Source organism: Rheinheimera sp. F8 (assembly GCF_001518915.1).
This window is the reverse complement of sequence record NZ_CP013656.1, coordinates 2,488,388-2,513,349: the sequence shown is the minus strand read 5'-3', so window position 1 is coordinate 2,513,349 and position 24,962 is coordinate 2,488,388. Positions and strand designations below refer to the sequence as shown.

The window sequence follows — 24,962 nt, the reverse complement described above, 5'->3', positions numbered from 1 at the left end:
CATCACGATGAGTTCAGGGGCTAGCTTTTGTAGCTTGCGCACCACAGCAGCATGGCCATCAGGTGTTTGGCTGAACTGTTCGGACTTACTGGTTTTGTCATCATCTCTGACGACCAAATCAACAGTCTTCGCAGCAACGTCAATCCCAACAAAACCACTCATATGCTTCCCCTTTGAACATCAAATAGGCCAGAATAGTCACCGGCTCCCCGACCTCGCACTTGATGCCCGGCTCGACCTTGTGATGCGAAGTCCTTGTAATACAAGGCTTCCGGATACTCTTCGAGTTGAGCAATGAGGCGGGGGGCTACTCTACGAACGAGGTCAGAATAAACAGCCTCAAGGTACGGACAGCCTCCCCGGTAAACTGGTTTTATTATCAATTCATTAAGGTTCAACATACAAGGTGCGGTCAGCGAAGCGCCACCGTACATGACGTTTAAAAAATGTCCGCTATTGGCACAAAGCGGTGAATCAAATGCGCTATCAAAACGGTCGGACGATAACAAAAGCAGACCGTCAGCCGCAGGGATAGCGGCTGACGAGCCTACATGGACGTATTTACGGCGTGTCTGCGTTGTTGTCGTCTGTGCCGTTTGGCACTGTTTTCTGACTTAATCATGTACGGAGTGTGACGCCCAAAGTGTTTCGCTTGCTGTTACCTGCGGCTATTCGTGGCGCCAAGTCTGTTTGCCGTGCAGATTCAATCGTTCTTGATGTACCAGTCCATATTGGTGCAATTCGCTTCGCTCCTCGCCCCCCTACCTCAGCACCAATGTGGTTCTAACAGCAAAACTCATTGAGTTTCAATGTCACTTCAAGCCATGATGCGGTATATCGCAAACGAATTTGGTGAAGCGACTGATGAGGTTTATTGGAATAAAAACTGCGTTAACGGTACTGAGTTTGCTACCTATACTGGCATTCGCAGCCAGCAGCGATCTCTATCAGGTGCGGCTGAAAAATGGTGATTGACTTAGTGGTGAGCTCAAAAGCAGTTCGGCGAGGGAGCTGGTGATCCATACCGCTTATGCCGGTGATGTGACGATTAAACGCAGTGAAGTGCAGGCGTTTAGTCCGCTACGCCAAAAGAACGAACAATCATCAACAGTAACCTCAGTTGCAACCACGCCACCAGCAGCCGCAGCGCCGGCCAAACCATGGTCTTTGCAGCTGGATTTAAGTGCGGCGACCCGTGCCGGTAAAGAGCAGGCACAAAACTACAGTCTGACTGAACGCTTTGAATATCGCCGTGGTGACTGGCGCAGTAAGTTTGATGCCAATTACGACTACGAAACCAAAGAAGCGGCGCGTAAAACCCACAAATATCAGTTAAATCCGGGGCTCGATTATTTCTACAGCCCGCAGCTGTTCTGGCGCGTCAATGCCGACTACAGCTACAACTATCTGGCCAGTGATTACAAAAATATTGATGCCAGTACCGGCCCCGGTTATGCGGTGTGGCAACAAGGTCCGACCCGGCTGGATTTGATTTTGCTGGTGGGTCACAAACTGGCTTATTTTCGTGAAGACGAAACCTTCCGGCTGCTGCCAGACTTTCATTCGCCGCTTGGTTATAACACAGCGTCTTTAGCCTGGGATTTCAGCCACAAATGGCCGGGGACTTTGCTGGAAGTGTATAGCGAAGGCAACTTGCTGGAGCTGCTAAGCCAGCCTTTCAGCATTTTTGATTTTGAGCGCGAACTGAATATAGAAACCGGCCTGCGTTATGCGCTGACCGACAAGATCCGCATCAGCTGGTCCTGGCATTACGACAGAACCGAACTGACGCTGTTACTACCGAAAATGCCACGCACCTCACTGGATTTGTTTGATTCCAAACAGAAAATCAGCATAGGTGCGGCGTTTTGAGTGCAAAGCCTGCAGCCGGAACTACGGCTCAGGCCTTACACAAATGTACGGTCACTTCTTCGCGGTCGTGAAACAGGTGGCGGACCTGGAATTTCACTTTTAAGCCGGCTTCGTCAAAACGTTGCTGCATTTCTGCCAGTACTTCCTGCACTGTTTCATAACGTTTTTTCATCGGCAGTTTCAGGTTAAAAATACTTTCCTGACACCAGCCGTTGATCAGCCAGTCGCAGATCAGCTGGCCTACCCGCTGCGGTTTTTCAATCATGTCGCAGACCAGCCAGTACACGTTGAATTTTTCTGGTTTGTACTTAAAGCCGTCAACCATAAAATGTTTGACCTGGCCGGTATTCATCAGGCTTTCGGCCATAGCGCCGTTGTCGATCGCCACGACCATCATTGAGCGTTTGACCAGCTGATAAGTCCAGCCGCCGGGGCAAGCGCCTAAATCGACCGCGCGCATACCGGATGCCAGCCGCGTGTCCCACTCATCACGCGGGATAAATTCGAGGAAAGCTTCTTCCAGTTTCAGCGTGCTACGACTTGGTGCTTCTGACGGGAACTTCAGCCGGCGGATGCCGTTTTCCAGCGAGTTGTTGTTCTCCGGGTAAGACATTGCCAGCAAGGCTTTTTGCCCGCTTTGCATAAACAGGTGCAATACCGGTGCGCGTAAATTTTCTTTTTTCAGCATAACGCCGGCCTGGCGCAGGCTTTGGCGCAGCGGCACTGTTAATTTACGCGCCAGCGTCGACAGTTCTTTGCCGTCGTTGGTGTCCGGATATTCAATCCGCAGCTCACCAATGCCGCTGACTTCGGCGCCGAGCAGCGTTTCCAGCACTGGCGCTATCCGATCGGTTGACGGCAACTCCAGCCAGTCGCCAATCACTAAGGCCCACTGGCGGATAAAAATCAGTTTTGAAAATGGGAAATCAATTAAAAACCGGTCCAGCGCGTCGCCGTCATAGGCTTCAAAAATGACAAAAGCATCATTGGCTTTGAGCTTACAAAAGCCAAACACACCATGTTGGCCGGCTTTGTCCTGAATTTCTGCCGCACATTCTTTTTCAAAACCTGAGCGGCAATACATCAACAATTGTTTCATTAGTTCTTCCGAAGCCAGGGGAGCAACATTAAGCCTACCCAGCAAAAAATCAGCATCTGACCGCCAATAGGTGCCAACTGGCGCCAATACAGCGGTAACTCAAATAATCCGGCCCAAACAGTGTAGACAAAACACCACAGGCCCAGATGAAAACCCAACATCACCAAACCAAGCAACATATGCTGCGGCCGGTTGAATTCGTCACGCCAGCCGCTATTGCGCGGCAGGCAATACAGCGACAGCACCAGTAGCGCTATCGCCTGAAACGCCAGTACGCCGGTACTGGAGACCAGCCGGCTAAATTCTTCTGTGACCATCACAAACTGAAAATGATGCGAAATCGCAGCGCTCATGCCAACAACCGCAGCACCATACAAACCGCACAGACTCAAACTCAGTTTCCAGATCCATTGCATGTGGTTACTCCTTGGTTGTTATAGGCGTCAAAACAGCATGGTGACTGCGGATAAATTCCGCCGCCGCTGTTGCTGCTTGCACAAATGCCGCATCCGGCGCTGTCGCAGCTTGCCGGGCCCGACTTTTCGGCAGCGCAAAATCGTGATCTGCCAGCGCCAGTTCCAGCACCGTTGCCGGCATAAAATCTGGTGACGGATCTGGCCCAGCTTGGCCGACACCGGCCTTTTGCAGATCTGCAGCTGAGCCAAAAGCATCCCGGCTGCCCTGACAAATCAGCAGCGGTCGTTGTAACTGCTGCAGAAAACTGCTGCGTAACAAAGTCACTTGCGCAGCTTTCACCGGATCTTTCGCCTTGGCTGGTGGACACAGCGGATAACCAAATACCAGCCCGCCTGCGACCTGCGGTGCTACTTCCGCGCCCGCCAGATACAAGCTGACGACCCGACCGCCTAAACTTTTACCAGCAAGCCACAAAGGCACTTGTTCTGCAGCCAGTGCAGCGCCGTTTTCGGCCTGGCTTAAGCTCTGAATCATCGCTTCCAGCTCTGGCAGCAGCTTTTCCGCTTTTGGCGCCACCTGCCGCTGGCCAGCCATAGTTTTTGCCATATAAGCAAAATTTGCAGCATGCACTTCAATGCCGGCTGCGGTTAACAGTGGGATCAACTGCTGAAAAAAAGCCGACTGTACTGATGCCCCGGCGCCATGCAGCAACAATAACCGCGCCAGCGTTGGCTGGGTCGCCGCCGGAAAAACCGATATAGCCATGGTTTAATCCTGCTCAGAGACCAGCGCAATATTAAACTGCTGCTCGTTAAAGGCTTCCTGCTCCTGCGCCACCAGTTTATTCATCCAGTCGCGAAACGCGGCAATTTTGCCAAGTTCAATCTGATTGTCGCGGCACACCAGATAATAAGCATCTTTACTTTGCAACACATGGTTAAATGGCACAATCAAGCGGCCAGATGTAATGTCCGGTCGCGCCAGAATATTGTGTGCCAGCGCCACGCCCTGGCCATGAATAGCGGCCTGTAACACCATCGCGGTATGACTGAAAATCGGCCCCTGATTGACATTAAAATGCTTAAAACCCTGGCTGGTAAACCAGGCTTTCCAGGCTTCACGGGTGCCATCATGCAATAGCGTATGAAAACGTAAATCCGCCGGTTCGTTTAAAGGTTTGGCACGATTTAACAACATCGGAGAACACACCGGCACCAGATATTCGGTATGCAGCTTGTCTGCGTGCAGATTGCGCCAGCTGCCGCGGCCATAATAAATCGCCACGTCGACATCGTCGGTCAGCGAACCTTCTTCGTAGTCGACAGCACGAATGCGCACATCAATATCTGGATTCAGTTCACTGAACAGGCTTAACCGAGGCACCAGCCACTGGATGGCAAAACTAGGCGGCAGACTGACCGTCAACGAGCCTTTGGCGCCGCGTGCCAGCAGTTTTTCAGTGGCTTCGTGTAATTGCAGGAAAATTTCTTTGATATCGAGGAAATAACCCTGGCCTTCTTCAGTGAGCAATAAAGAGCGGTTTTTCCGCATAAACAACTTGAGGCCAAGGTGATCTTCCAGCGCTTTGATTTGATGGCTGATCGCCGCCTGAGTGACGAACATTTCCTCTGCCGCTTTGGTAAAGCTTAAATGGCGGGCGGCCGTTTCAAAGGCTTTTAATGCGTTTAGCGGCGGCAGGCGACGGGCCATAGGTCAGTTCCGGCTTAAGATTTAGCTTGTGGCACATAGCCTTCAATATCAACAGCTTCGCCTTCAAACAAAAACTTCTGCATCTGCTCTTCCAGCAGTTTGCGATGTTCGAGGTTCATCATGTTGAGCTTTTTCTCATTGATCAGCATGGTCTGTTTGCTTTGCCACTGCGAAAACGCTTCTTTGCTGATGTTGTCGAAGATTTTTTTACCAAGCTCACCCGGATATAGCTGGAAATCCAGACCAGGGGCGGTTTTTTTCAGGAATACACAATATACATCGCGGGCCATTTAATATCTCCGAATAGCACAAGTGGCGCTATTGTAATGCATTTTAGTTTGGCTGCAGGCGTTTTTCGTAAATGCCGTCACAGCACTAGCCTGCTTTTAGCATTGATTGCAGGTAGAGCCGCACCGGCGCCGGTAAGCCAAAATCATCCAGACAACTCAGATCAACCCAGGCTTGTTCGGCGTTTTGCAGCGTCAATTCAGCTGCCCAGACTTTTGCCTGCAATTTGTAATGGGTGAACTGATGACTGAATTCGCCGGCAAGATCAGCATCTGCCGGTGCCAACTCAGGTTGCGGCAAACACCAAAGAGCTGGCCAGATGCCGGCGCCTGGTCTTTTTACCAGCAAGACTTTTTGTTGTTGGCGGATCAGCAAAAAATGGCCGTCTTTGACCGGTATGGTTTTTTTCGGTTTGGCATTGGGCAATGACGCAATCCGATTTTGCGCTAACGCCTGGCAATGCGTGGCCAGCGGACACAACTCACACAAAGGCTGGCGTGGTTTACAGACTGTAGTGCCTAAATCCAACAAACCCTGAGCAAAAGCGCGGCAATCCGCGTGTGTTTGTTGATGATTCGGCGTCAGCAACTCGGCTTTCGCCCAGAGTTGTTTTTCCAGCGCAGGAGTATTCGGGATACCGTCAAGCGCAAACAAGCGGCAATACAGGCGCCTGACGTTACCGTCGACGATAGGCCCATATTGCAGATAGGCAAACGACATGATGGCACCTGCGGTATAACGGCCCACGCCCGGCACCTGCAATAAAGCATCGAGCGTTGCCGGAAATTCGCCGAGCTCAGCGATATAACGGGCGGCTTTTTGTAAATTACGTGCCCGGGCATAATAACCAAGGCCCTGCCACAACCGCATCACTTCATCTTCAGCAGCAGCTGCCAGCGCTTCGGCATTTGGGAAGACCTGCATCCAGCGATTAAAATACGGGATCACAGTCGCAACCTGAGTCTGCTGCAGCATTAATTCAGACACCAGCACTTTGTATGGCGTGACGTCCTGTTGCCAGGGTAACTGATGACGACCATGACTGCGCTGCCACTCAATGACTTTGGCGCTAATCACAGCAAGTTCGGCACTGCCCGCACCTGGCGTTGTGTCTTTAATTCGCGTACTGCTCAAACTTATTTCCCGGCAACCGACTACTCAGGCCCGCAGTCTAAACGCATCGGCGCCAACTGCCAACAGATGCAGGTTGAGCATTGTGGCCACAGGCGGCATAATATGCGGCCTTTTTTAAGCGGAGTTCCCGATGAGTCAGCAAGCCAATCCCGACCAGTCAGTTTTAGCGCAACCGGATCTGCCGGATGCAGCAACATCGGCTGAAGAGCCGAAATATCTGCGTCGGATCCGCAGTTTTGTCCTGCGTGAAGGCCGCTTGACCAAAGGTCAGCAACGCAGCCTTGAACTGTTCTGGCCAACGATGGGGCTGGAATATCAGGCAGAGCTCTATGATTTAGAACAGGTTTTTGGTCGTAAAGCACCTTTAGTGCTGGAGATCGGTTTTGGCATGGGTAAATCGCTGGTGTCGATGGCCAAAGCGGCGCCACAGATGGATTTCATCGGCATCGAAGTGCACAAACCTGGCGTCGGCGCCTGTTTGGGTGAAGCCGAAACTGAAGCGGTGCAAAACCTGCGTTTGTTCGAACATGATGCGGTAGAAGTGCTGCGTGACTGCATTCCGGATGCGTCATTAGACACTATTCAATTATTCTTCCCGGACCCGTGGCATAAAAAACGCCACCATAAACGCCGTATTGTGCAGCCGGATTTTGTTCAGATGTTGCGGCAAAAACTGAAGATCGGCGGTGTGTTCCATCTGGCGACCGATTGGGAAAACTACGCGGAACATATGCTGGAAGTGATGATGGCTGCCGATGGTTACCGCAATCAGGCGGAAGATCAGCAGTACGTACCAAGACCTGATCACCGGCCATTAACTAAATTCGAAAACCGTGGCGTGAAACTTGGCCATGGCGTGTGGGATCTGATGTTTGAGCGGCAATCCTGATGTTGTTCCCACAAAGCCAGCTGGTGCTGCGCAACCGCAATGATTTACAGGGCAAAGTGCTGCTGGTCGAGCCAATGGCTGATGATCTGGCGCAGGAACTTCAGGCCGCCGCCGTCGATTTCAGTGTGTATTGCACCAACGCGGCTGTCGCTAAAGCTTTTGACCGTGCCCGCAACTGCTTTTTTTCCGCCCGGCTGGACTGCAAGGAACAATTCGACACTGTGGTGTTGTTTTATCCAAAAAGCAAAGAGCAGCTGGCGTTTACGCTGGCTGAACTGGCGCCTGTGATCAACGCCGACACGCTGGTGTATCTGGTTGGTGATAACAAAGGCGGGATTAAAAGCCTGGTCGCCCATGCCGAAAAGCTCGGGTTACATGCGCATAAGCTTGATAATGCTAAACATTGTCTGTGGTTTGTATTAAACGGGCTGTTTGATAAGCCGTTGCCAAAACAGGATTTTGGCCGGTTCACGCTGACAGCGCAGGTTGGCTCCAACAGCCAACAGCTGCAGTTTTGCTCGCTTCCCGGCGTGTTTAATCACGGAAAACTGGATGCTGGCACTGCACTGTTATTAAAAAATCTTGGTCATGTGCAGGCTGGCAAGGTACTGGATTTTGCCTGTGGCGCTGGCATCATCGGCGCCTTGCTGAAGCTGCAACAGCCAGCGCTGGAACTGTATGCCACTGATATCTGCGCGCTCGCTGTCGCATCGGCCCAAGCTACGCTGCAGCTGAATCAATTGCAGGGCACCACTTTGTGTCAGGACGGCCTGACTGCAAACTTGCCGAAGTTCCAGCACATTGTCAGTAACCCGCCATTTCATACCGGTTTAAAAACCGATTTGTCGGTAGCAGAGTTATTTATCAGCCAATGTAAGCAACATTTAACCACGGGCGGCACGCTGACGCTGGTCGCTAACGCCCATCTGCCTTATGCCCAGTGGCTGCAGGCAGCCTTTGGCAATGTCAAAGAACTGGCGCGCCAACAGGGCTTTGTTGTGTATTACAGTAAGTTTGCCGGCTGATTAGCATAAAAACTGGTCAACAGAAAAAGGCGCCTCAGGCGCCTTTTTTACAGCTGAACATCAGTCCGCCAGATAGATCTGCCGGCTTTGGTAAGTGCCAAGATATTCTTCGTGATTTTTAAACAAGGCCGGCACCAGATACAGCTCACCGGCTTCGACCCAATAAATGGCGTTCTGGCAAAATTTCCGCGCCAGTTCAACTGCTGTGGCTTTGTCACATAACACTGCCCAGCTATGTTCCTGAAATGATAAATCCGGTGAAGCGCCAATCAGTCGGCGATGAGGTAAATGTGCAGCATTTAAACGGGTTTCAAATTGACAGTCTAAAGTCAGATTCAACTGATGATGCTTTAAATCACCAAAAGGATTTTGCGCGCTGATGATGGCGAAATTGATTTGGTCGCCCAAAGGCTGGTGACACAAAAACACGCTGGTTTTATAGCTTTCCCACAGATCCATCAAGGGCTCCTGTCAGCAATTGCATGTCGGCGCTGACTATAACTCAGCCAAAGAATTTTGTCAGGTCGTTTGCTTAATTACCTGAAAGTGCATAACATCAGTCAGCGCTATCTCAAACGCGAAAGTCTCCGCCAAATCAATCAGATGTCGGAGCAATGCCTGGTGGGAATGTTGTAAGGGGCTGTGAACGGATACATGAATTCCTTATTACGTACGACATCTATCAAAGCAGCACTGAGCTGGGTTGTGATGCTGATCTGCAGTGTCACTCTGCTGGCATCGCTGACTATTTCCACGCTGCAGGACATCAGTTTTCAAAAGAAAAAGCTGATAGATCAGCTGCACGCCTACGCCAACATCATCGCATTTAACTCCGTTGCCGGCATTTTATATGATGATCCGGAGATCGAAGAAAACCGGTTGAAATCTTTTGCTGCTGTTGAAATTTTGCACAACATTCATATCTACAAATTAACAGCTGAAACCGGCGAGCTTAGTTTTTTTTCCAGTTATAACAGACGTGACGTCGGCCCCCACCCTACGCAATTCAGCAAAGTTGAAAAACTTCAGCAGCCACAGTTTGAAGGCGACATAGTCGAAATCAGCAAAGTTGTTGAGTTTGAAGGGAAAAAACTTGGTTATATCTACATTCGCGCCAGCATGGAAGAGCTTGGTAAATATATACAAAGCCGGGTTTTGTTTGATTTGCTGATCGCCGTCATTGCTTTGCTTTGCGCTTATTTTATCAGCCGCATGCTACAGCGCCGGTTTACCGCGCCGATTGAAACATTGCTAACAACTGTGCAAAAAGTAACCAAAGAAAAAAACTATTCGGTCAGAATGCCTGTCACCGACATTGAAGAGCTGCAAATGCTCGGTCGCGCCGTCAACAACATGCTCGAACGCATTGAACAGCAAATCAATAAACTGCAACAGGCAGAACAGGAAATTCGCCAGTTAAACCAAGGTCTTGAAGCAAAAATCAATGAACGGACTGTCGCGCTAAAAAGTTCGAATCAAGATCTGTTAAACACGCTCGAGACACTGCATCAGTACCAGAATCAGATTGTTGAAACCGAAAAAATGGCCAGTCTTGGCCAGATGGTGGCCGGCGTTGCGCATGAAGTAAATACGCCGATTGGACTCGGTGTAACGGCTTCGACGCTGATGCAGGACAAACTGACTGACATCCAAAAAGCCTTTGATGATAAAAAACTGACGTCGAACCAGCTGTCGAAATTCTTAAGTGAAAGCAAAGAAAATCTCGGCATCATCTATCGGAATCTGGAACGCGCCGCCAGTCTGATCCGCAGCTTCAAGCAGGTTGCGGTGGACCAATCAAACGAAAACCGCAGACAATTTAATATGTTGCAGCTGATGAATGAAGTCTTGTTGTCGCTGCGTCCTAATCTGAAAAAGACTCAGCATCAGGTGCTGGTCGAGTGTGATCCACAGCTTGAGATCGACAGCAAACCTGGCCCGATCAATCAGATCCTGATTAACCTGATTATGAATAGCCTGATCCACGCCTTTGAACACACCGATCACGGCACGATCAGCATCACGGTTAAATTTGAACAAAACCGCTGTCAGATCCGCTACAAAGACAACGGCTCTGGCGTGCCTGAACATATCAAAAAACGCATCTTCGACCCCTTCGTCACAACAAAACGTGGTGAAGGCGGCAGCGGCCTTGGCATGCACCTGGTTTATAACCTGGTGACCCAGGCACTAAACGGCAAAATAAGTCTGGAAAGTTCGTTGGGTGAAGGTGTCGATATCCTGTTTGATTTTCCGGTTATCGTCAAAAGTAGCGCAGCCTCCACGGTTTGAAATTCATAAGCACCTGTTTTAAAAAGAATATTTTTGGTGCAACCCCACATAATTAAGCAAATTCTAATTGTTAACAAAATCACTTGTTAACAATTGGACCCAAAGCTATAATTGCAAAAAAAATGACAACCGCTTGTCATTTGACCAGTTTCGACTCGCGCGAAAATCCAACATAGTTAACATAAGGTTTATCTCCATGCAGACGCCGGTGATTTTGATCGTTGAAGACGAGGAAGTAACCCGTTTAAACCTGGTCCAGTTGTTCGAAGGCGAAGGCTATGATGTCCTCGAAGCCATTAATGGTGAAGAGATGCATCAGCAACTGACCGACAATGCTGTCAATCTGATCGTTATGGACATTAATCTGCCAGGGAAAAATGGCTTAATTCTGGCGCGTGAATTACGCCAGAAAGAAAATATCGGTTTAATTTTCCTGACCGGCCGCGACAGCGAAGTTGATCGCATTCTGGGTCTGGAAATTGGCGCCGATGACTACCTGACCAAACCATTTAACCCACGTGAACTGACTATTCGCGCCCGCAATCTGTTAAGCCGCACTGTGGCTCAGCCTGTGGTCGAAGAACATAAGAGCGTCGTGAAGTTTAATGGCTGGACGCTGGACGAAAACAGCCGCAACCTGACATCACCAAAAGGTGTGTCACGCCGTCTGCCAAAAGGCGAATACCGCGCGCTGCGTCTGATGCTGGATACACCGGGTAAAATCTTCACCCGTGAACAGTTAATCCGCCACATGACAGGCCGTGATCTGCGTCCAAACGACCGGACCGTTGACGTGACTATCCGCCGCATTCGTAAGCATTTCGAATCGGACATCGATAGCCCGGAACTGATCAGCACTATCCACGGCGAAGGCTACCGCTTCGTCGGCAAGATTGAGAAATAATTCAGTCTGCAAAAACAACAACGGCGACTTTGGTCGCCGTTTTTATTTCCGACAGCTGAACATTGCGTTCCATCATGCGGTTTATCACCTAGCCCTCATAAGCACAGAGATACTCGTCAAGCAACTGCAGGTGCGCATCAATGGTCAGGTGGAATTCAATTAACTGACGTTGTACGGCAGTCCAGTTCGGTTCTTCAAGCTGCTCTAACTGCTTCGCCTGTTGCTGTACCCACAATAAACCAACCGATGCTGCGGCGCCTTTAAGCTTGTGCGCTGCATCCTGAAATTCCTGCAATTGCTGCATAGTGGCGGCTTCAACCATTTTATTGACGTAACCAGGCACTAATTGCTGAAACAGTTGCATACTGCGCTGCATCGGGCCTTTGCCCAGCGATTGCAGATAATCCTGCAACGTATTGGTATCAAGCACAGTATCCTGCGGCTCTTTATCGTCCTGTTCCTGAATTTGCTGCTGCCGCGAGGCGCTCGGCGAGAATAATCTGGCCAGCACCTGGTCCAGTTTATTGGTATTGATTGGTTTGGCTAAAGCACCGGCGATGCTGATGCCTTCAAGCTGTTGCTCGGCTTTACGCACATTGGCGCTTAACACGACAATCGGAATTTGCGCCAGATGCGGTTCTTGCTGCATAAAGCGCGCGATTTGGTCACCATTCATGTCCGGCAATTGCATATCGAGCAGCACCAAATCGATATCATCTTCTGTTTCCAGCAATGCCAGCGCATCTTCGCCGGTTTCAGCATGCACCACAGTATGGCCACGTTGTTCCAGTAAATTAGTGGCGATTTCAGCATTCAGTGGGACGTCTTCCACCAGCAAAACAGTCAGTTCCGGGCAAACCAACAGTTGGTTCAATTCAGGAGCCCGCTGTACTTCAGTTGGTAACCGGACTGTGAAATGGCTGCCCTGATTCATCTGGCTTTGCACAGTCACATGGCCACCCATGGCCTCCACCAGCGCTTTGGACACCGACAAACCAATGCCGGAGCCAACAATACTCAGACGCCGGCCGTCGCTGGATTTGTAATACATATCAAAGATGCGCTGTTGTTCATGCAGTGAAATACCAATGCCGGTATCGCTGACGACAAAAATCAGCTCTTGCCCGCACAATTCAGCATACAAACTGATTTCGCCACGCGCCGTGAACTTCACCGCATTACTGAGTAAATTCCACAACACCTGCCGCACCCGTGTCGGGTCCATCTTCAGGTAACCATGCAGTTCGCCGACTTGTTGTAACTTAAACGCCAGGCCTTTTTGCTGACAAATCAGTTCGGCAAAGTTGGCGATATCAAGAATAAACTGAGCTATATCGGTGCTTTGATACAGGATGTCCAAATCCTGCCGGTCGATTTTGTCTAAGTCGATGATGTCATTAAAGATATTGCCGAGTGTTTCGGCACTGCTGAAAATGGTATTGGCCCAGCTGCGCTGCTCGTTCGTTAAACGGGTTTCCAGCAAGCGCCGGGTCAGCCCTACAATACCATTTAGCGGCGTACGAAGTTCATGGCTTAATGTCGCGATAAACTTACCTTTATCCTGATAAGCGCGTTCCAGTGCCTGCTCTGCCATTTTCCTCGACGTGATATCACGACCAAAGCCAAGTAACCCGATGTATCTGCCCTGGCGATCGAAAAACGGCACCTTACGCATTTCAAACCACATTAACTGGCCATCCGGTGTGTTGTATTCCACATCCAGTGTCAGCTCGGCCTGATTCACCGACACTTCGTGGTCGGTCAGTATTGCCGCCGGCGCCATATCCGGCGCGTAAATCTCCGACGGATAATGGCCAATCAGCTCGCTCGAGCTTTTGCCTATCATCCGTTCGAACATTTTATTGCAGCTGGCGAATCGGCCGGTTTCGTCACGGTAATAAAACAAATCCGGCGAGCTGTCGACGATCGACTTCATCAGTAAGCTTTGTTCTTCGACTAATAGCTGGGTCTTTTTGCGCTCGGTAATTTCTTTGCGCAGTTCATCCACCGCCTGGCGTTTGGCCTGAAAGGCTTTTTTCCGCTCTTCAATTTCGAAGTTCAGCTGACGGATATTCTCCTGCAGGTTTTCGTTCAGGCGTTTTTCCTGCCGGGCAGAGTCCTGCAGATAAAATAAAGTGGCGTCGAGGTGTTTAATCAGATAAAGGCAGGCTGACACCAGAGGCGGCGCTGCCACTACAGCAAATAACACCGCACCGCTGATAAATTCCCAGTCAACCCGGTTATGCAGCGTCAGACTAAACGCTAATGCGATCAGGCCTGATGCGACAATGATCAGCAGAGTCGTCAGACTGAATAACTGCAACCAGCCCCACTGCTTCAGCACCAGCGCCAGCTGACTGACCCAGGGATGGATCCGGTATTGACTCATGCAGTTTGTACCTCTCCCTGCAACTGCAGGACTAAATCGCAACAGGTTCAGTCACAGCGTACCGCGTCTGACCGATAAAAAAGCAGGATAAAATCTGGCTGAACTATTAATAGTGCAGCCCTGTTTTGTCCCGGTTAGATTATCTTGTCCTGACTTCTTTGCCAATTGCAGATCATGGACCTGGCCGATTATTGCCCAGCAAATATCGGTGCAATCGCACTATTGCAACTCTGGCCACAGCAGAAGCCGCTGATCCGGCTTGCTTGTCAGTGCGTAAAGGAAAGGGGTAAAATACCCGACTAATTTTATCAGGTATTTATTCTTGTTTCTGCCAGAGCCGCCCCCACATAGCAGCTTATGACAGAGTAAATCCGAATCCGGTACGCAGATCGAACGAAAAAATGGATGGCACCTTTGCAAATTTTTCATAAGACAAATGTGTGAAGCTTGATAGAATGCCGGCCTTTTTACAGACAAAGCGTGCTGAAGTAGTCGCAACAGACAGTCCCGGAGATTTCATGCCGATAGCGATGCCAGATGTAGCCAACCAATCATGTGCCACCACTGAGGGCACTTTAGACTGGGTTGGCATGAGCCATATTGAAGTGCCATTGATGCTGGCGTTACACGGTGAAGCCCCGCGTCAGGTCAGCGCCAAAGTCGAAGCATTCGTCAACCTGGCCGACCCGAAAGCTAAAGGTATTCACATGTCGCGGCTGTACCTGGCGCTGGACGAATTGTCCCGTGAGTCCAGCCTGAGCCATGCCACCTTGTGTAACCTGCTCGACACTTTTATTACTACCCATGAAGATTTAAGCGATCAGGCTTTTGTGAAGTTTGATTTTGATCTGCATTTACGCCGCAAAGCCCTCATCACCGAAAAACAAGGCTGGAAAGCCTATCCGGTGACAATCACCGGTCAGGTGGTAGAAAAGCAGTTGCAGGTGGAACTGAAGGTTAATGTGCCTTATTCCTCGACATGTCCTTGTTCTGCCGCATTGGCGCGTCAGCTGATCCAGGAAGCTTTTGTCACCCGTTTTGCCGGTCAGCAGCAAATCAGCAGCGAATTAGTCGTCGATTGGCTTGGCACGACGCAAGGCATTGTCGCAACACCACACAGCCAGCGCTCAGTTGCTGAAGTTAAAGTGAAACTGCAACACAATGTAACCGAGTTTCCGATTGTGGCACTGATTGATGCGATTGAAGATGCACTGAAAACACCTGTGCAGGCAGCAGTCAAACGCGCTGACGAACAGGAATTTGCCCGCTTAAACGGTCAAAACCTGATGTTCTGTGAAGACGCCGCGCGCCGGCTGAAACATGCCTTAAATGGTTTGACTGAGTTTGAAGACTTCTGGCTGCGGGTGAATCATTATGAATCGCTGCATGCACACGATGCAGTTGCCGTGACCGTCAAAGGTTTGCAAGGTGGTTATCGCGCCTGAACCGGCCGACTATCACCCTGCTGAATAGCGCGCATATTTACCGCATATATCAGCGACTAAAAACCAACAAAAAGCTGCCAGTGGCAGCTTTTTTTTTATCTATCCTCAGGCATTAACCGGTTAAAAATGTCTATTTCTGTAATTTTATTACATTTCAACCGCCAATACAGATGCGATGAAGTACCGGCGTTCCGCCAAAAGTCATCTTGCAATTTCCAGCAAAAATCGGTATATCTGATAGCAGGTCTTTACGTTCAGACGTCCAGACCCCACTAGAATAAAAACTCTAACAGCCATTGACCCTTGAAAGTACGACCGTTATTTTCTTTCACACGTAAAAACCAAAATTAAAAGAATATAAATTCACTATTTTTACATTTTTATTTATGCAGGACAGGTTGGAGGGAGTGTGTCATGGCGTTGTATCACCACAGCCAGGCCAGAGAAAACTGTGGCTTTGGTCTGATCACCCATCTTGAAGGGGTGGCAAGTCACCGGATCGTCAGAACTGCAATCAGCGGTCTGGCCCGGATGCAGCATCGCGGTGGCATTTCAGCAGACGGCAAAACCGGTGACGGTTGCGGTCTGCTGATGCAGAAACCTGATAGTTTTTTCCGCGCTATTGCCGCGGAGAATAACTGGGTGCTGGGCAAAAAATATGGCGTCGGGATGATTTTTTTAAGTCAGGACCCGATTAAAGCAGAGCTGGCCAAATCCATTATTGAAGCTGAAATTACCCGCGAGACCTTAACACTGGTCGGCTGGCGCGAAGTGCCTACCGATGCCGCAGTGCTGGGACCTATTGCGGTCAGTTCAATGCCGAAAATTATGCAGGTGTTTGTCAGTGCCCAGCCAGGCTGGGGTGACCACGACCTGGAACGCCGCTTATATATGCTGCGTCGTCGCGCCGAAAAGCTGGTCGCCGAGCAATTGCCGGATGACAGCGATTTTTATATTCCGAGTTTTTCCAGTCTGGTCACCGTATTTAAAGGCCTGATGATGCCGGCTGATTTGCCGGGATTTTATCTGGACTTAGCGGATATCCGCATGGAAACGGCGATTTGCGTGTTCCACCAGCGCTTCTCAACCAACACCATGCCACGCTGGGCCTTAGCTCAGCCATTCCGTTTCCTGGCACATAACGGTGAAATCAATACCATCACCGGCAACCGGCAGTGGGCGCGGGCCCGGCAATACAAGTTTGCCTCGCCACTCATCCCGGATATGTCGCAGGCAGCACCTTATGTCAGCACCAAAGGCTCAGATTCCAGCTCGCTGGATAATATGCTGGAGTTGTTTTTAGCCGGTGGCATGGACTTGTTCCGCGCCATGCGCTTGCTGGTGCCGCCGGCATGGCAAGGCAATAAGGTGATGGACGACGACTTAAAAGCCTTTTATGAATTCAACTCGATGCATATGGAGCCGTGGGACGGTCCGGCCGGTATCGTGCTGACCAATGGTCAGCATGTCGCCTGTAATCTGGATCGTAACGGCTTGCGCCCTGCCCGTTTTGTTATCACCAAAGACAAGTTAATTACGCTGGCTTCTGAAGTCGGGATCTGGGATTACACTGCAGATGAAGTGCTGGAAAAAGGCCGCGTGGGCCCGGGCGAGATGCTGGCGATCGATACTCAAACCGGTACCATCTGGCGCTCCGACGAAATCGACGCCGACTTAAAAGCGCGTCACCCGTACCGGCATTGGCTGAACCAGAACGTGCAGCGCCTGGTGCCGTACGAGAAGTTTGAAACTGACCTCATCGGTAAACGTGTATTCTCTGATGACGAAATGCTGGTGCTGCATAAGCTGTTTAACTACAGCTATGAAGAAATTGACCAGGTCATCACAGTGCTGGCCAAAGACGGTCAGGAAGCGGTTGGCTCTATGGGCGACGATACGCCGATGGCGGTGCTGTCGCGTAAACCACGCACTTTCTACGATTATTTCCGTCAGCAATTTGCCCAGGTCACTAACCCGCCAATAGATCCATTGCGTGAAGCGCATGTGATGTCGCTGGCGACCAGTATTGGCCGCGAACACAATGTGTTCAGTGAAACAGCAGGCTATGCCCGTCGTATTCAGTTTGAATCGCCGGTGATGATGTATTCCGATCTGAAACAGCTGAAAACCGCAGATCAGAACTTCTATAAACATCACATTATCTCGCTGAACTATGCACCGGAAGAAGGTCTGGAAAATGCGCTGCGCCGCATTGCCGCTGAAGCAGTGTCCGTCGTGCGTGAAGACAATGTGGTGCTGGTGATCCTGACCGACCGCAAAATCCAGCAAGGTTTTGTGCCGGTACCGGCAGCCATGGGTGTTGGCGCCGTGCATCATGCCCTCGTCGACAACCAGCTGCGCTGTGATTCCAACATCATTATTGAAACCGCCGGCGCCCGTGACCCGCATCATTTCGCGGTGCTGGTCGGTTTAGGCGCCACCGGGATTTATCCGTTCCTGGCCTACGAGACCATCGAACAGCTGGTGGAAAAAGGCAATATCAACCTGACCGCCCGTCAGGCCGTGTTGAATTACCGCAAAGGCATCAACAAAGGTCTGTATAAGATCATGTCGAAAATGGGTATCTCCACAGTGGCCAGTTACCGCTGTTCGAACCTGTTTGAAGCAGTCGGGATCAATAAAAACGTGATGCAGCTGTGCTTCCCGGACGTGCCTTCGCGTTTAGGTGGTGCTGATTTCACTGATTTTGAAGCCGATGTACTGGTTCGCGCCAATACGGCATGGCTAAAACGTAAGCCGCTGACACACGGTGGTTTGCTGAAGTATGTGCATGACGGCGAATACCACGCCTATAACCCGGATGTGGTACAGACCTTACAAAAAGCGGTACGTAGCGGCGATTACGAGGACTACAAAGTCTATCGTGATGTGGTGAACACCCGCCCGGTTGCGCACATCCGCGATTTGTTTGCCCTCGATAAGACCAAAGCGACTCCGGTTGCGCTGGATAAAGTCGCGCCGCCAGAACGGCTGTATCCGCGTTTTGACAGTGCGGCGATGTCGATTGGCGCCTTGAGCCCGGAAGCGCATGAAGCGTTAGCTATTGCGATGAACCGGTTAGGTGGTCGTTCTAACTCGGGTGAAGGTGGTGAAGATCCACGCCGCTTTGGTACTGAAAAGAACAGTAAAATCAAACAAGTGGCTTCTGGCCGCTTCGGTGTAACGCCGCATTATCTGGTCAATGCAGAAGTTATCCAGATTAAAGTGGCACAGGGCGCCAAACCTGGTGAAGGTGGTCAGTTGCCGGGTGAAAAAGTCACAGCTGAAATAGCGCGGCTGCGTTATTCAGTGCCGGGCGTGACGCTGATCTCCCCTCCGCCGCATCACGATATTTATTCGATTGAAGATTTGTCGCAGCTGATTTTCGACTTAAAACAAGTTAATCCACAGGCGCTTATTTCGGTCAAACTGGTGTCAGAACCAGGTGTCGGTACTATCGCGACTGGTGTGGCTAAAGCTTATGCCGATCTCATTACAGTATCCGGCTATGACGGTGGCACCGGCGCCAGCCCGCTGACTTCGGTTAAATATGCCGGTAGCCCGTGGGAGCTGGGCCTTGCCGAAGTGCATCAGGCTTTAGTTGAAAACGGCCTGCGTGACCGCGTGCGGTTACAGGTGGACGGTGGTCTGAAAACTGGTCTGGACGTGGTCAAAGCTGCCATTTTAGGCGCCGAAAGCTTTGGTTTTGGTACCGGACCTATGGTGGCGCTTGGCTGTAAATTTCTGCGGATTTGCCACCTGAATAACTGCGCTACCGGCGTCGCAACGCAAGATGCCACGTTACGCCGCGATCATTTCAACGGTTTACCGGAAATGGTGATGAACTACTTTAAGTTTATCTCGCAGGAAGTGCGCGAACTGATGGCTGAACTGGGCGTCACCGAACTGACTGACCTCATTGGCCGCACTGATTTACTCAGCGTCAAACCGGGGGAAACTACGCGTCAGGCCAAGCTTGATTTAACGCCGATTTTGCTGGCGAGCGGTGTCCGTTCAGATAAATCACTGCATTGCATGCAAAGCAACGACCCGTTCGACAATGGCCCGCTGAACCAGTTGTTAGTGGAACGCTGCGCCGACATGGTTAAGTATAAAACCGGTGGCCGGCTCAATCTGGCGATCCGCAATACGGACCGTTCGGTTGGTGCCAAGTTATCCGGTTTAATTGCCCGCACCCACGGCAATCAGGGCATGGCGACTGAGCCGATTGAAGTGCAGTTTAACGGCACTGCGGGCCAGAGCTTCGGCGTCTGGAACGCCGGTGGTTTGCATCTGTCACTGCAAGGTGATGCCAACGACTATGTCGGGAAAGGCATGACTGGCGGGCAACTGGCGGTGTATCCACCTAAAGGCTGCAGCTTCGCCAAAGACAACGCCGCTATCGTCGGCAACACTTGCCTGTATGGCGCAACCGGCGGCCGTTTATATGCGGCGGGCCGCGCTGGCGAACGTTTTGCCGTGCGTAACTCCGGCGCTATTGCGGTGATTGAAGGCACTGGTGACAACTGCTGTGAATATATGACCGGCGGTGTGGTTGTAGTGCTGGGGCAGACTGGCGTGAACTTTGGCGCGGGTATGACCGGTGGTTTCGCTTATCTGTATGACGAGCAAAACGACCTCGACTTGCGTGTGAACAGCGAGCTGGTCGAAAGTCTGGAGATTAGTACACCTATTCTGCAGGAACATTTGCGTAGCCTGATCCATCAACATTTTGAAGCCACAGGCTCCGAACGCGCGCATCAGATCTTGTCGTCGTTCCAGAGCTGTTTAAGTAAATTTAAGCTGGTAAAACCAAAAACCAGCGACGTTAATACCCTGCTGGGCCACCGTGCCCGCTCGTCCGCCGAGCTGCGGGTTCAGGCGATGTAAGGAGGAACCTATGGCTCAGAACGTTTATCAGTTTATCGATGTAAAGCGGGTCGACCCACCGAAAAAATCGCTGGATGCCCGCACTATTGAGTTTGTTGAAATTTATCAGCCGATGACCGACACCCAGGCGGCTGGTCAGGCAGATCGCTGTTTGGACTGCGGCAATCCATATTGTGAATGGAAATGCCCGGTGCATAACTATATCCCGCAGTGGCTGAAGCTCGCCAATGACGGTCGCATTGTTGAAGCGGCGGAACTGGCTCACAAAACCAACTCGCTACCGGAAGTTTGTGGCCGCGTTTGTCCGCAGGACCGGCTTTGTGAAGGCGCCTGCACGCTCAACGAGGGGTTTGGCGCTGTCACTATCGGCTCTATCGAGAAGTACATCACCGACAAAGCCTTCCAGATGGGCTGGCGGCCAGATTTATCCGCCGTGGTGAAAACCGACAAAAAGGTGGCGGTGATTGGCGCAGGCCCGGCAGGCCTGGCTTGTGCCGACGTACTGGTCCGTAACGGCGTGACTCCAGTGGTGTTTGATAAATATCCGGAAATCGGCGGCCTGCTGACCTTTGGTATTCCGCCATTTAAGCTGGAAAAAGACGTACTGAAACTGCGCCGCGAGATCTTCACGGAAATGGGCATTGAGTTTCGCCTCAATACTACTGTGGGTGTCGAAGTCAGCTTTGACAGTCTGCTGGAACAGTATGATGCGGTGTTCCTGGCGCTTGGCACTTACACACCGATGCAAGGTGGCCTTGCCAATGAAAACGCGCCGGGTGTGTATGAAGCACTGCCGTATTTAATCGGCAATGTGAACAATCTGCACAACTGGACTACTGAACATCCGTTTGTCGATTTAAAAGGCAAAAAAGTCGTGGTACTGGGTGGTGGTGATACCGCGATGGACTGTGTGCGTACAGCTATTCGTCAGGGCGCCAGCAAAGTGATTTGTGCTTATCGTCGTGACGAAGCCAACATGCCGGGTTCGCGTCGTGAAGTACAGAATGCGCGTGAAGAAGGCGTCGAGTTCATGTTTAACCTGCAACCGCTGGGGATTGAAGTGAATGCCCAAGGTGAAGCCGTCGGTGTGAACGTGGTGACGACTGCTTTGGGTGCGCCGGATGCGAAAGGCCGCCGCTCACCAGAGCCGGTCGCAGGTTCAGAACAGGTGCTGGACGCGGATGCGGTGATCGTGGCATTTGGTTTCCAGCCAAGCCCGCCAAAATGGCTGGCTGATCAAGGCGTTGCGCTTGATAGCAAAGGCCGGGTTGTGGCGGCAGAAGACAGTCTGTTTCCGCTGCAAACCAGCCAACAGAAGATTTTTGCCGGTGGTGATATGGTGCGTGGCTCTGACTTAGTCGTCACAGCGATCGCGCAAGGCCGCAAAGCCGCCGAAGGTATTCTGGATTATCTGGCAGTTTAAAAGACTGTAGGCTCGACATCGCCGAAAATTGCTCCTGCATTTTCGGCGTACCGTCCTTCCATGGACATAAAAAAACCCGGCAAGCCGGGTTTTTTCTTAGCTGTGCAAATTAAGCACGTTTGCGTAAACGCAGAGCCAGTAAACCTAAGCCCAGCAGTGCAGCAGAAGCTGGTGCCGGAACGCCAGGAGTTGGTGGCAGGCTGCCTTCGTCGATCAGGGCATATTTCACCATGCCACCGGCGACCAGTACTTCACCAAAACCGTTACCCCAGAATTGGACTTTAGAGAACGATCCACTGTCATCAAATGCAGCAACAAAGATCTCATGGACTAAATCGCCGAATCTATTTTTAAACAGACCATCGCCATATTGAGAAGCTGAAGCAACCAGAATTGGTGCGCCATTGTCAAACGAGATGTATAAGTCAGTCGTTGGTTCGTGACAGCAAGTCGCCCAGTCACCTACTTCAAAACCAAATGAATTGATTGGATTGTCAAAAGTGAAAGTAATACCACTTACTTTTGAACCTAGAGCATCACGAGATGAACCATACGGGTCGATGCTCATGACGTCACCAGACATAGTGCCGTAGCTACCAAACCATACCGAACCACCATCGGTGCGCGAGATAGTGTAATCGCCGCGATCAACGACTGGACCACCCATCAGATCGGTCCAAATGTCAGTTTTAACAGTACCGCCGGCGTTGATGACTGTGGTGTTGAATTTTGCAGAACCTGTTGGGATCCCTTCAAACACAGTTGCAATAGTGGCTTGGGCAGAAGAAGCGGCTAACAGCAGTGCAGCTGCGAATAACTTAGATTTCACGATTAAAGTTCCTTGTCATTGGTTATTAAAGCGAGGTTCAATAAGCAGAAATTGTGCCATCGCAATTTAACTATTTAACTCATATAGTTAACCAATAATTAGCTGAACCTGTTTTAGCAACTTGTAAAAATATCAGACAAAGAAATTCGTTTTGTAAACAGAATAATTTTGAAAACAACGTTTAGTTGCGCATAGAAAAAATAACACAACATCTGCTGCAACTCTGTCACTGTTGAAATGTAATTTTTTTGTGAATTCAATTTTGGCGTGTTAGGGTAAGAACCTAGCACAGGAGATTGATATGTCTTTGATTCGTTTATCATCGCTCGTTATGACAGTTGCCACAGCCCTGGCCTTTTCTGCACAAAGCGCTGAACTGGCACGATTATCATTGTCACAAGCTCAGCAATTGCAACAGCAAGGCAAACTCAGTTCAGAAGCTCTGACACGCTATTATCTGAATCAAATCGCCACGATGGATAAACAAGGCCCTGCCCTGCATGCCATGACCGATATGGATCCTACAGCACTGACACAGGCCAGAATACTGGATGCCGAAAGGAAAGCAGGAAAAGTTCGCGGCCCGCTACATGGCATCCCTGTTGTACTCAAAGCCAACATCGCCACGGCAGACCAATTGCCAACTACGGCCGGGGCCCTGGTGCTGAAAGACTTTAAAACCAGTCAGGACGCCAGCTTAGTCCGGCAACTACGCGAGGCTGGCGTTGTGATCCTTGGCAAAACCAATTTATCAGAATGGGCAAACTTTCGTGGTGAGGGCTCAGCCAGTGGCTGGTCCGCGCTGGGCGGCCAAACTAAAAACCCTTATGTATTGAGCCAAAGCCCCTGTGGTTCCAGTTCAGGCTCAGGTGCTGCTGTCGCAGCGGATTTAACTTTATTGGCCATCGGCACTGAAACCGACGGCTCTATTACCTGCCCTGCCGCGATTAACAATATTGTCGGCATCAAACCGACGCACGGCGCTGTATCTGGCCACGGTATTATCCCTATCGCCAGCTCACAGGATACGGCAGGCCCAATGACACGCAACGTCGCCGATGCTGCAGCTTTGTTACAGGTCATCGCCACACCGCAAGCACAACAACGTTATGGCGACCTGAATGCAGCCATCGCGCAGCAGTCGGTGAAGCAAGTGGTGTTAGTGCGGCACTATGACAAAGATTATCCGGCGGTCGGCAAGATGCTGGACGAGCTGAAACAGCAGCTGACCGCTTTAGGGGTAACGGTGAAAGAACGTCAGACCTGGCAGTTGGCAGATTCTGTGTACCAGGATGAATTTAACGTCTTGGTTTATGAATACAAACGCGATTTAAATCAGTGGTTGCAGGATTTCAAAGCGCCGCCTGCCGCAACAGACATTAAAAGCATCATTGCCTTTAACCAACAACAAGGCAAAAGCGCTTTAGCATTTTTTGGTCAGCAATATTTAGAACAGGCGGAAGCCATCGACCTTGAGAAACAAAAAGCAGCCTATCAACAAGCCCGTCAGCGCTCGCAACAGCTGGCTGCGGCTTTATTAGATGAAGATTTGACCAATGATGCTTTAGTGATTGTGCCAGCGACCGGTCCCGCCTGGGCCATTGACCACGTTAAAGGCGATCAATATAACTTCGGCTCGGCCAGTGCAGCGGCCATTTCCGGTTATCCATCTTTAACCTTGCCGGCAGGCTTTGACGGTCATCTGCCGCTCGGCGTCAGTATCATCGGAAAACCATGGCAGGAAGCGCGCATAATTGGCCTGGCGCATGCGCTGGAACAACAACGCGGTCCGGCTGCGGCGCCGACGTACCGCACCAGCCTGTAAGACTGCTATGCCATAGAAGCCAGCAGTTTTAGCTGGCTTCTGGCCCCGTTTTAATCAATCCCAATGAATACTATGCTGTGCTTTCACTGCAGCTTTGAGCATAGCCAATAAAGGCACAGCCCTTTGTTTCAGGCCAACAGCCGGCTCTTCCCCGGGTTGCTGCGGCATTGGCGCGTCAGTCACATCTTCCAATGCTTCCTGCAACTGCCACAATGCCTGCGGTACATCGTCGGCATAAAATGCGCCCGGCACTTTTGGCTGCGCGCCCATCAGCTGAATGAGCTGTAATGCCGGCTCGCCAAACATAGTGATAGGGTAATGATCTTTGCTGTGGAAAGTGACTAGCATTTGTTTGCACTCCTCTGACACTGATAGCTCAAACAACGAAACGGGCGGGACCGACACTATACTCTGCTCCGGCCGCGTAGCTCAAGCGTCTCTGATTGCCCGGCAAAACAGACCTCTGAACAGTGCACTAAAGTTCGATTTACAGCCTGAACCGAACAAGGTATAACCAATAAATTGAGCATT

At 50.7% G+C, this 24,962-nt stretch carries 20 protein-coding genes; 10 read left to right on the top strand and 10 right to left on the bottom strand.

The features are described from left to right. The first annotated feature begins 809 nt into the window (after positions 1-809). Both ATY27_RS11240 and ATY27_RS11235 read left to right on the top strand, forming a co-directional pair. Entirely contained in the window at positions 810-971 is a 162-nt protein-coding gene (locus ATY27_RS11240) for a hypothetical protein (protein ID WP_208930739.1), read from the top strand. A gap of 43 nt (positions 972-1,014) precedes the next feature. Next, on the top strand, positions 1,015-1,872 hold the full coding sequence (locus ATY27_RS11235) for a DUF481 domain-containing protein (protein WP_208930738.1): 858 nt from the start codon (positions 1,015-1,017) through the stop codon (positions 1,870-1,872). Positions 1,873-1,900: 28 nt separating this feature from the next. Here ATY27_RS11235 and rlmM read toward each other — a convergent pair whose 3' ends face one another. The 6 genes from rlmM to mutY all read right to left on the bottom strand — a co-directional run bounded on the left by rlmM (position 1,901) and on the right by mutY (position 6,520). Next, a complete protein-coding gene (gene rlmM / locus ATY27_RS11230) occupies positions 1,901-2,971 on the bottom strand; it encodes a 23S rRNA (cytidine(2498)-2'-O)-methyltransferase RlmM (protein ID WP_208930737.1) in 1,071 nt (356 codons plus the stop codon). After that, positions 2,971-3,387: a hypothetical protein gene (locus ATY27_RS11225; RefSeq protein WP_208930736.1), complete on the bottom strand. Its 417-nt coding sequence runs from the start codon at positions 3,385-3,387 to the stop codon at positions 2,971-2,973. Before ATY27_RS11225 ends, rlmM begins: the two co-directional genes overlap by 1 nt. Before the next feature lie 4 nt (positions 3,388-3,391). Further along, positions 3,392-4,153 (bottom strand): alpha/beta family hydrolase, encoded by a 762-nt coding sequence (locus ATY27_RS11220; RefSeq protein ID WP_208930735.1) that lies wholly within the window; start codon positions 4,151-4,153, stop codon positions 3,392-3,394. A gap of 3 nt (positions 4,154-4,156) precedes the next feature. Then, on the bottom strand, positions 4,157-5,098 hold the full coding sequence (locus ATY27_RS11215) for a transcriptional regulator GcvA (RefSeq protein ID WP_208930734.1): 942 nt from the start codon (positions 5,096-5,098) through the stop codon (positions 4,157-4,159). Positions 5,099-5,112: 14 nt separating this feature from the next. Beyond that, positions 5,113-5,388, bottom strand: coding sequence for an oxidative damage protection protein (locus ATY27_RS11210; RefSeq protein ID WP_208930733.1), 276 nt, complete (start codon positions 5,386-5,388; stop codon positions 5,113-5,115). Between the two features lie 85 nt (positions 5,389-5,473). Beyond that, a complete protein-coding gene (gene mutY / locus ATY27_RS11205; protein ID WP_244151276.1) occupies positions 5,474-6,520 on the bottom strand; it encodes an A/G-specific adenine glycosylase in 1,047 nt (348 codons plus the stop codon). A 130-nt stretch (positions 6,521-6,650) separates the two neighbouring features. On the opposite strand from mutY, the gene trmB reads away from it, so the two are divergent. Together trmB and ATY27_RS11195 are read left to right on the top strand one after the other, a co-directional pair. Then, positions 6,651-7,409: a tRNA (guanosine(46)-N7)-methyltransferase TrmB gene (gene trmB, locus ATY27_RS11200; RefSeq protein WP_208930732.1), complete on the top strand. Its 759-nt coding sequence runs from the start codon at positions 6,651-6,653 to the stop codon at positions 7,407-7,409. Further along, the gene (locus tag ATY27_RS11195; RefSeq protein WP_208930731.1) at positions 7,409-8,434 is read left to right on the top strand and encodes a methyltransferase; all 1,026 of its coding nucleotides are present in this window, start codon (positions 7,409-7,411) and stop codon (positions 8,432-8,434) included. The genes trmB and ATY27_RS11195 overlap by 1 nt, the downstream gene beginning before the upstream one ends. Before the next feature lie 60 nt (positions 8,435-8,494). On the opposite strand, the gene ATY27_RS11190 is transcribed toward ATY27_RS11195, so the two are convergent. Next, entirely contained in the window at positions 8,495-8,893 is a 399-nt protein-coding gene (locus tag ATY27_RS11190; RefSeq protein WP_208930730.1) for a DUF3293 domain-containing protein, read from the bottom strand. 195 nt (positions 8,894-9,088) lie between these two features. Here ATY27_RS11190 and ATY27_RS11185 point away from each other — a divergent pair, with 195 nt between their 5' ends. Further along, positions 9,089-10,726 (top strand): ATP-binding protein, encoded by a 1,638-nt coding sequence (locus ATY27_RS11185; protein ID WP_208930729.1) that lies wholly within the window; start codon positions 9,089-9,091, stop codon positions 10,724-10,726. A gap of 196 nt (positions 10,727-10,922) precedes the next feature. Continuing rightward, positions 10,923-11,630: a two-component system response regulator ArcA gene (gene arcA / locus ATY27_RS11180; RefSeq protein WP_208930728.1), complete on the top strand. Its 708-nt coding sequence runs from the start codon at positions 10,923-10,925 to the stop codon at positions 11,628-11,630. Between the two features lie 88 nt (positions 11,631-11,718). Here the strand turns inward: arcA and ATY27_RS11175 are convergent, their stop codons facing one another. Further along, complete coding sequence (locus ATY27_RS11175; protein ID WP_208930727.1) at positions 11,719-14,019, bottom strand: ATP-binding protein; 2,301 nt, start codon at positions 14,017-14,019, stop codon at positions 11,719-11,721. 518 nt (positions 14,020-14,537) lie between these two features. On the opposite strand from ATY27_RS11175, the gene folE2 reads away from it, so the two are divergent. From folE2 to ATY27_RS11160, 3 genes are all read left to right on the top strand, one after another. Continuing rightward, entirely contained in the window at positions 14,538-15,464 is a 927-nt protein-coding gene (gene folE2 / locus ATY27_RS11170) for a GTP cyclohydrolase FolE2 (RefSeq protein ID WP_208930726.1), read from the top strand. A 414-nt stretch (positions 15,465-15,878) separates the two neighbouring features. Then, positions 15,879-20,354: a glutamate synthase large subunit gene (gltB, locus tag ATY27_RS11165; protein WP_208930725.1), complete on the top strand. Its 4,476-nt coding sequence runs from the start codon at positions 15,879-15,881 to the stop codon at positions 20,352-20,354. Between the two features lie 10 nt (positions 20,355-20,364). Beyond that, positions 20,365-21,777 (top strand): FAD-dependent oxidoreductase, encoded by a 1,413-nt coding sequence (locus ATY27_RS11160; RefSeq protein ID WP_208930724.1) that lies wholly within the window; start codon positions 20,365-20,367, stop codon positions 21,775-21,777. A 109-nt stretch (positions 21,778-21,886) separates the two neighbouring features. Here the strand turns inward: ATY27_RS11160 and ATY27_RS11155 are convergent, their stop codons facing one another. Next, positions 21,887-22,606 carry a PEP-CTERM sorting domain-containing protein gene (locus tag ATY27_RS11155; protein ID WP_208930723.1) on the bottom strand — a complete coding sequence of 240 codons (720 nt, stop codon included), beginning with the start codon at positions 22,604-22,606 and terminating at the stop codon, positions 21,887-21,889. A 301-nt stretch (positions 22,607-22,907) separates the two neighbouring features. On the opposite strand from ATY27_RS11155, the gene ATY27_RS11150 reads away from it, so the two are divergent. Further along, a complete protein-coding gene (locus tag ATY27_RS11150) occupies positions 22,908-24,431 on the top strand; it encodes an amidase (protein ID WP_208930722.1) in 1,524 nt (507 codons plus the stop codon). 54 nt (positions 24,432-24,485) lie between these two features. Here ATY27_RS11150 and ATY27_RS11145 read toward each other — a convergent pair whose 3' ends face one another. Further along, on the bottom strand, positions 24,486-24,779 hold the full coding sequence (locus ATY27_RS11145) for a DUF1840 domain-containing protein (RefSeq protein ID WP_208930721.1): 294 nt from the start codon (positions 24,777-24,779) through the stop codon (positions 24,486-24,488). Between the last annotated feature and the right edge of the window lie 183 nt (positions 24,780-24,962).

What these genes read in the sequence shown, in the direction of transcription:
- ATY27_RS11240 (WP_208930739.1), top strand. Translation starts at nt 810, where the DNA reads ATGTCACTTCAAGCCATGATGCGGTATATCGCAAACGAATTTGGTGAA.
- rlmM (WP_208930737.1), bottom strand. Translation starts at nt 2,971, where the DNA reads ATGAAACAATTGTTGATGTATTGCCGCTCAGGTTTTGAAAAAGAATGT.
- ATY27_RS11225 (WP_208930736.1), bottom strand. Translation starts at nt 3,387, where the DNA reads ATGCAATGGATCTGGAAACTGAGTTTGAGTCTGTGCGGTTTGTATGGT.
- ATY27_RS11220 (WP_208930735.1), bottom strand. Translation starts at nt 4,153, where the DNA reads ATGGCTATATCGGTTTTTCCGGCGGCGACCCAGCCAACGCTGGCGCGG.
- ATY27_RS11215 (WP_208930734.1), bottom strand. Translation starts at nt 5,098, where the DNA reads ATGGCCCGTCGCCTGCCGCCGCTAAACGCATTAAAAGCCTTTGAAACG.
- ATY27_RS11210 (WP_208930733.1), bottom strand. Translation starts at nt 5,388, where the DNA reads ATGGCCCGCGATGTATATTGTGTATTCCTGAAAAAAACCGCCCCTGGT.
- trmB (WP_208930732.1), top strand. Translation starts at nt 6,651, where the DNA reads ATGAGTCAGCAAGCCAATCCCGACCAGTCAGTTTTAGCGCAACCGGAT.
- ATY27_RS11195 (WP_208930731.1), top strand. Translation starts at nt 7,409, where the DNA reads ATGTTGTTCCCACAAAGCCAGCTGGTGCTGCGCAACCGCAATGATTTA.
- ATY27_RS11190 (WP_208930730.1), bottom strand. Translation starts at nt 8,893, where the DNA reads ATGGATCTGTGGGAAAGCTATAAAACCAGCGTGTTTTTGTGTCACCAG.
- ATY27_RS11185 (WP_208930729.1), top strand. Translation starts at nt 9,089, where the DNA reads ATGAATTCCTTATTACGTACGACATCTATCAAAGCAGCACTGAGCTGG.
- arcA (WP_208930728.1), top strand. Translation starts at nt 10,923, where the DNA reads ATGCAGACGCCGGTGATTTTGATCGTTGAAGACGAGGAAGTAACCCGT.
- ATY27_RS11175 (WP_208930727.1), bottom strand. Translation starts at nt 14,019, where the DNA reads ATGAGTCAATACCGGATCCATCCCTGGGTCAGTCAGCTGGCGCTGGTG.
- folE2 (WP_208930726.1), top strand. Translation starts at nt 14,538, where the DNA reads ATGCCGATAGCGATGCCAGATGTAGCCAACCAATCATGTGCCACCACT.
- gltB (WP_208930725.1), top strand. Translation starts at nt 15,879, where the DNA reads ATGGCGTTGTATCACCACAGCCAGGCCAGAGAAAACTGTGGCTTTGGT.
- ATY27_RS11160 (WP_208930724.1), top strand. Translation starts at nt 20,365, where the DNA reads ATGGCTCAGAACGTTTATCAGTTTATCGATGTAAAGCGGGTCGACCCA.
- ATY27_RS11150 (WP_208930722.1), top strand. Translation starts at nt 22,908, where the DNA reads ATGTCTTTGATTCGTTTATCATCGCTCGTTATGACAGTTGCCACAGCC.
- ATY27_RS11145 (WP_208930721.1), bottom strand. Translation starts at nt 24,779, where the DNA reads ATGCTAGTCACTTTCCACAGCAAAGATCATTACCCTATCACTATGTTT.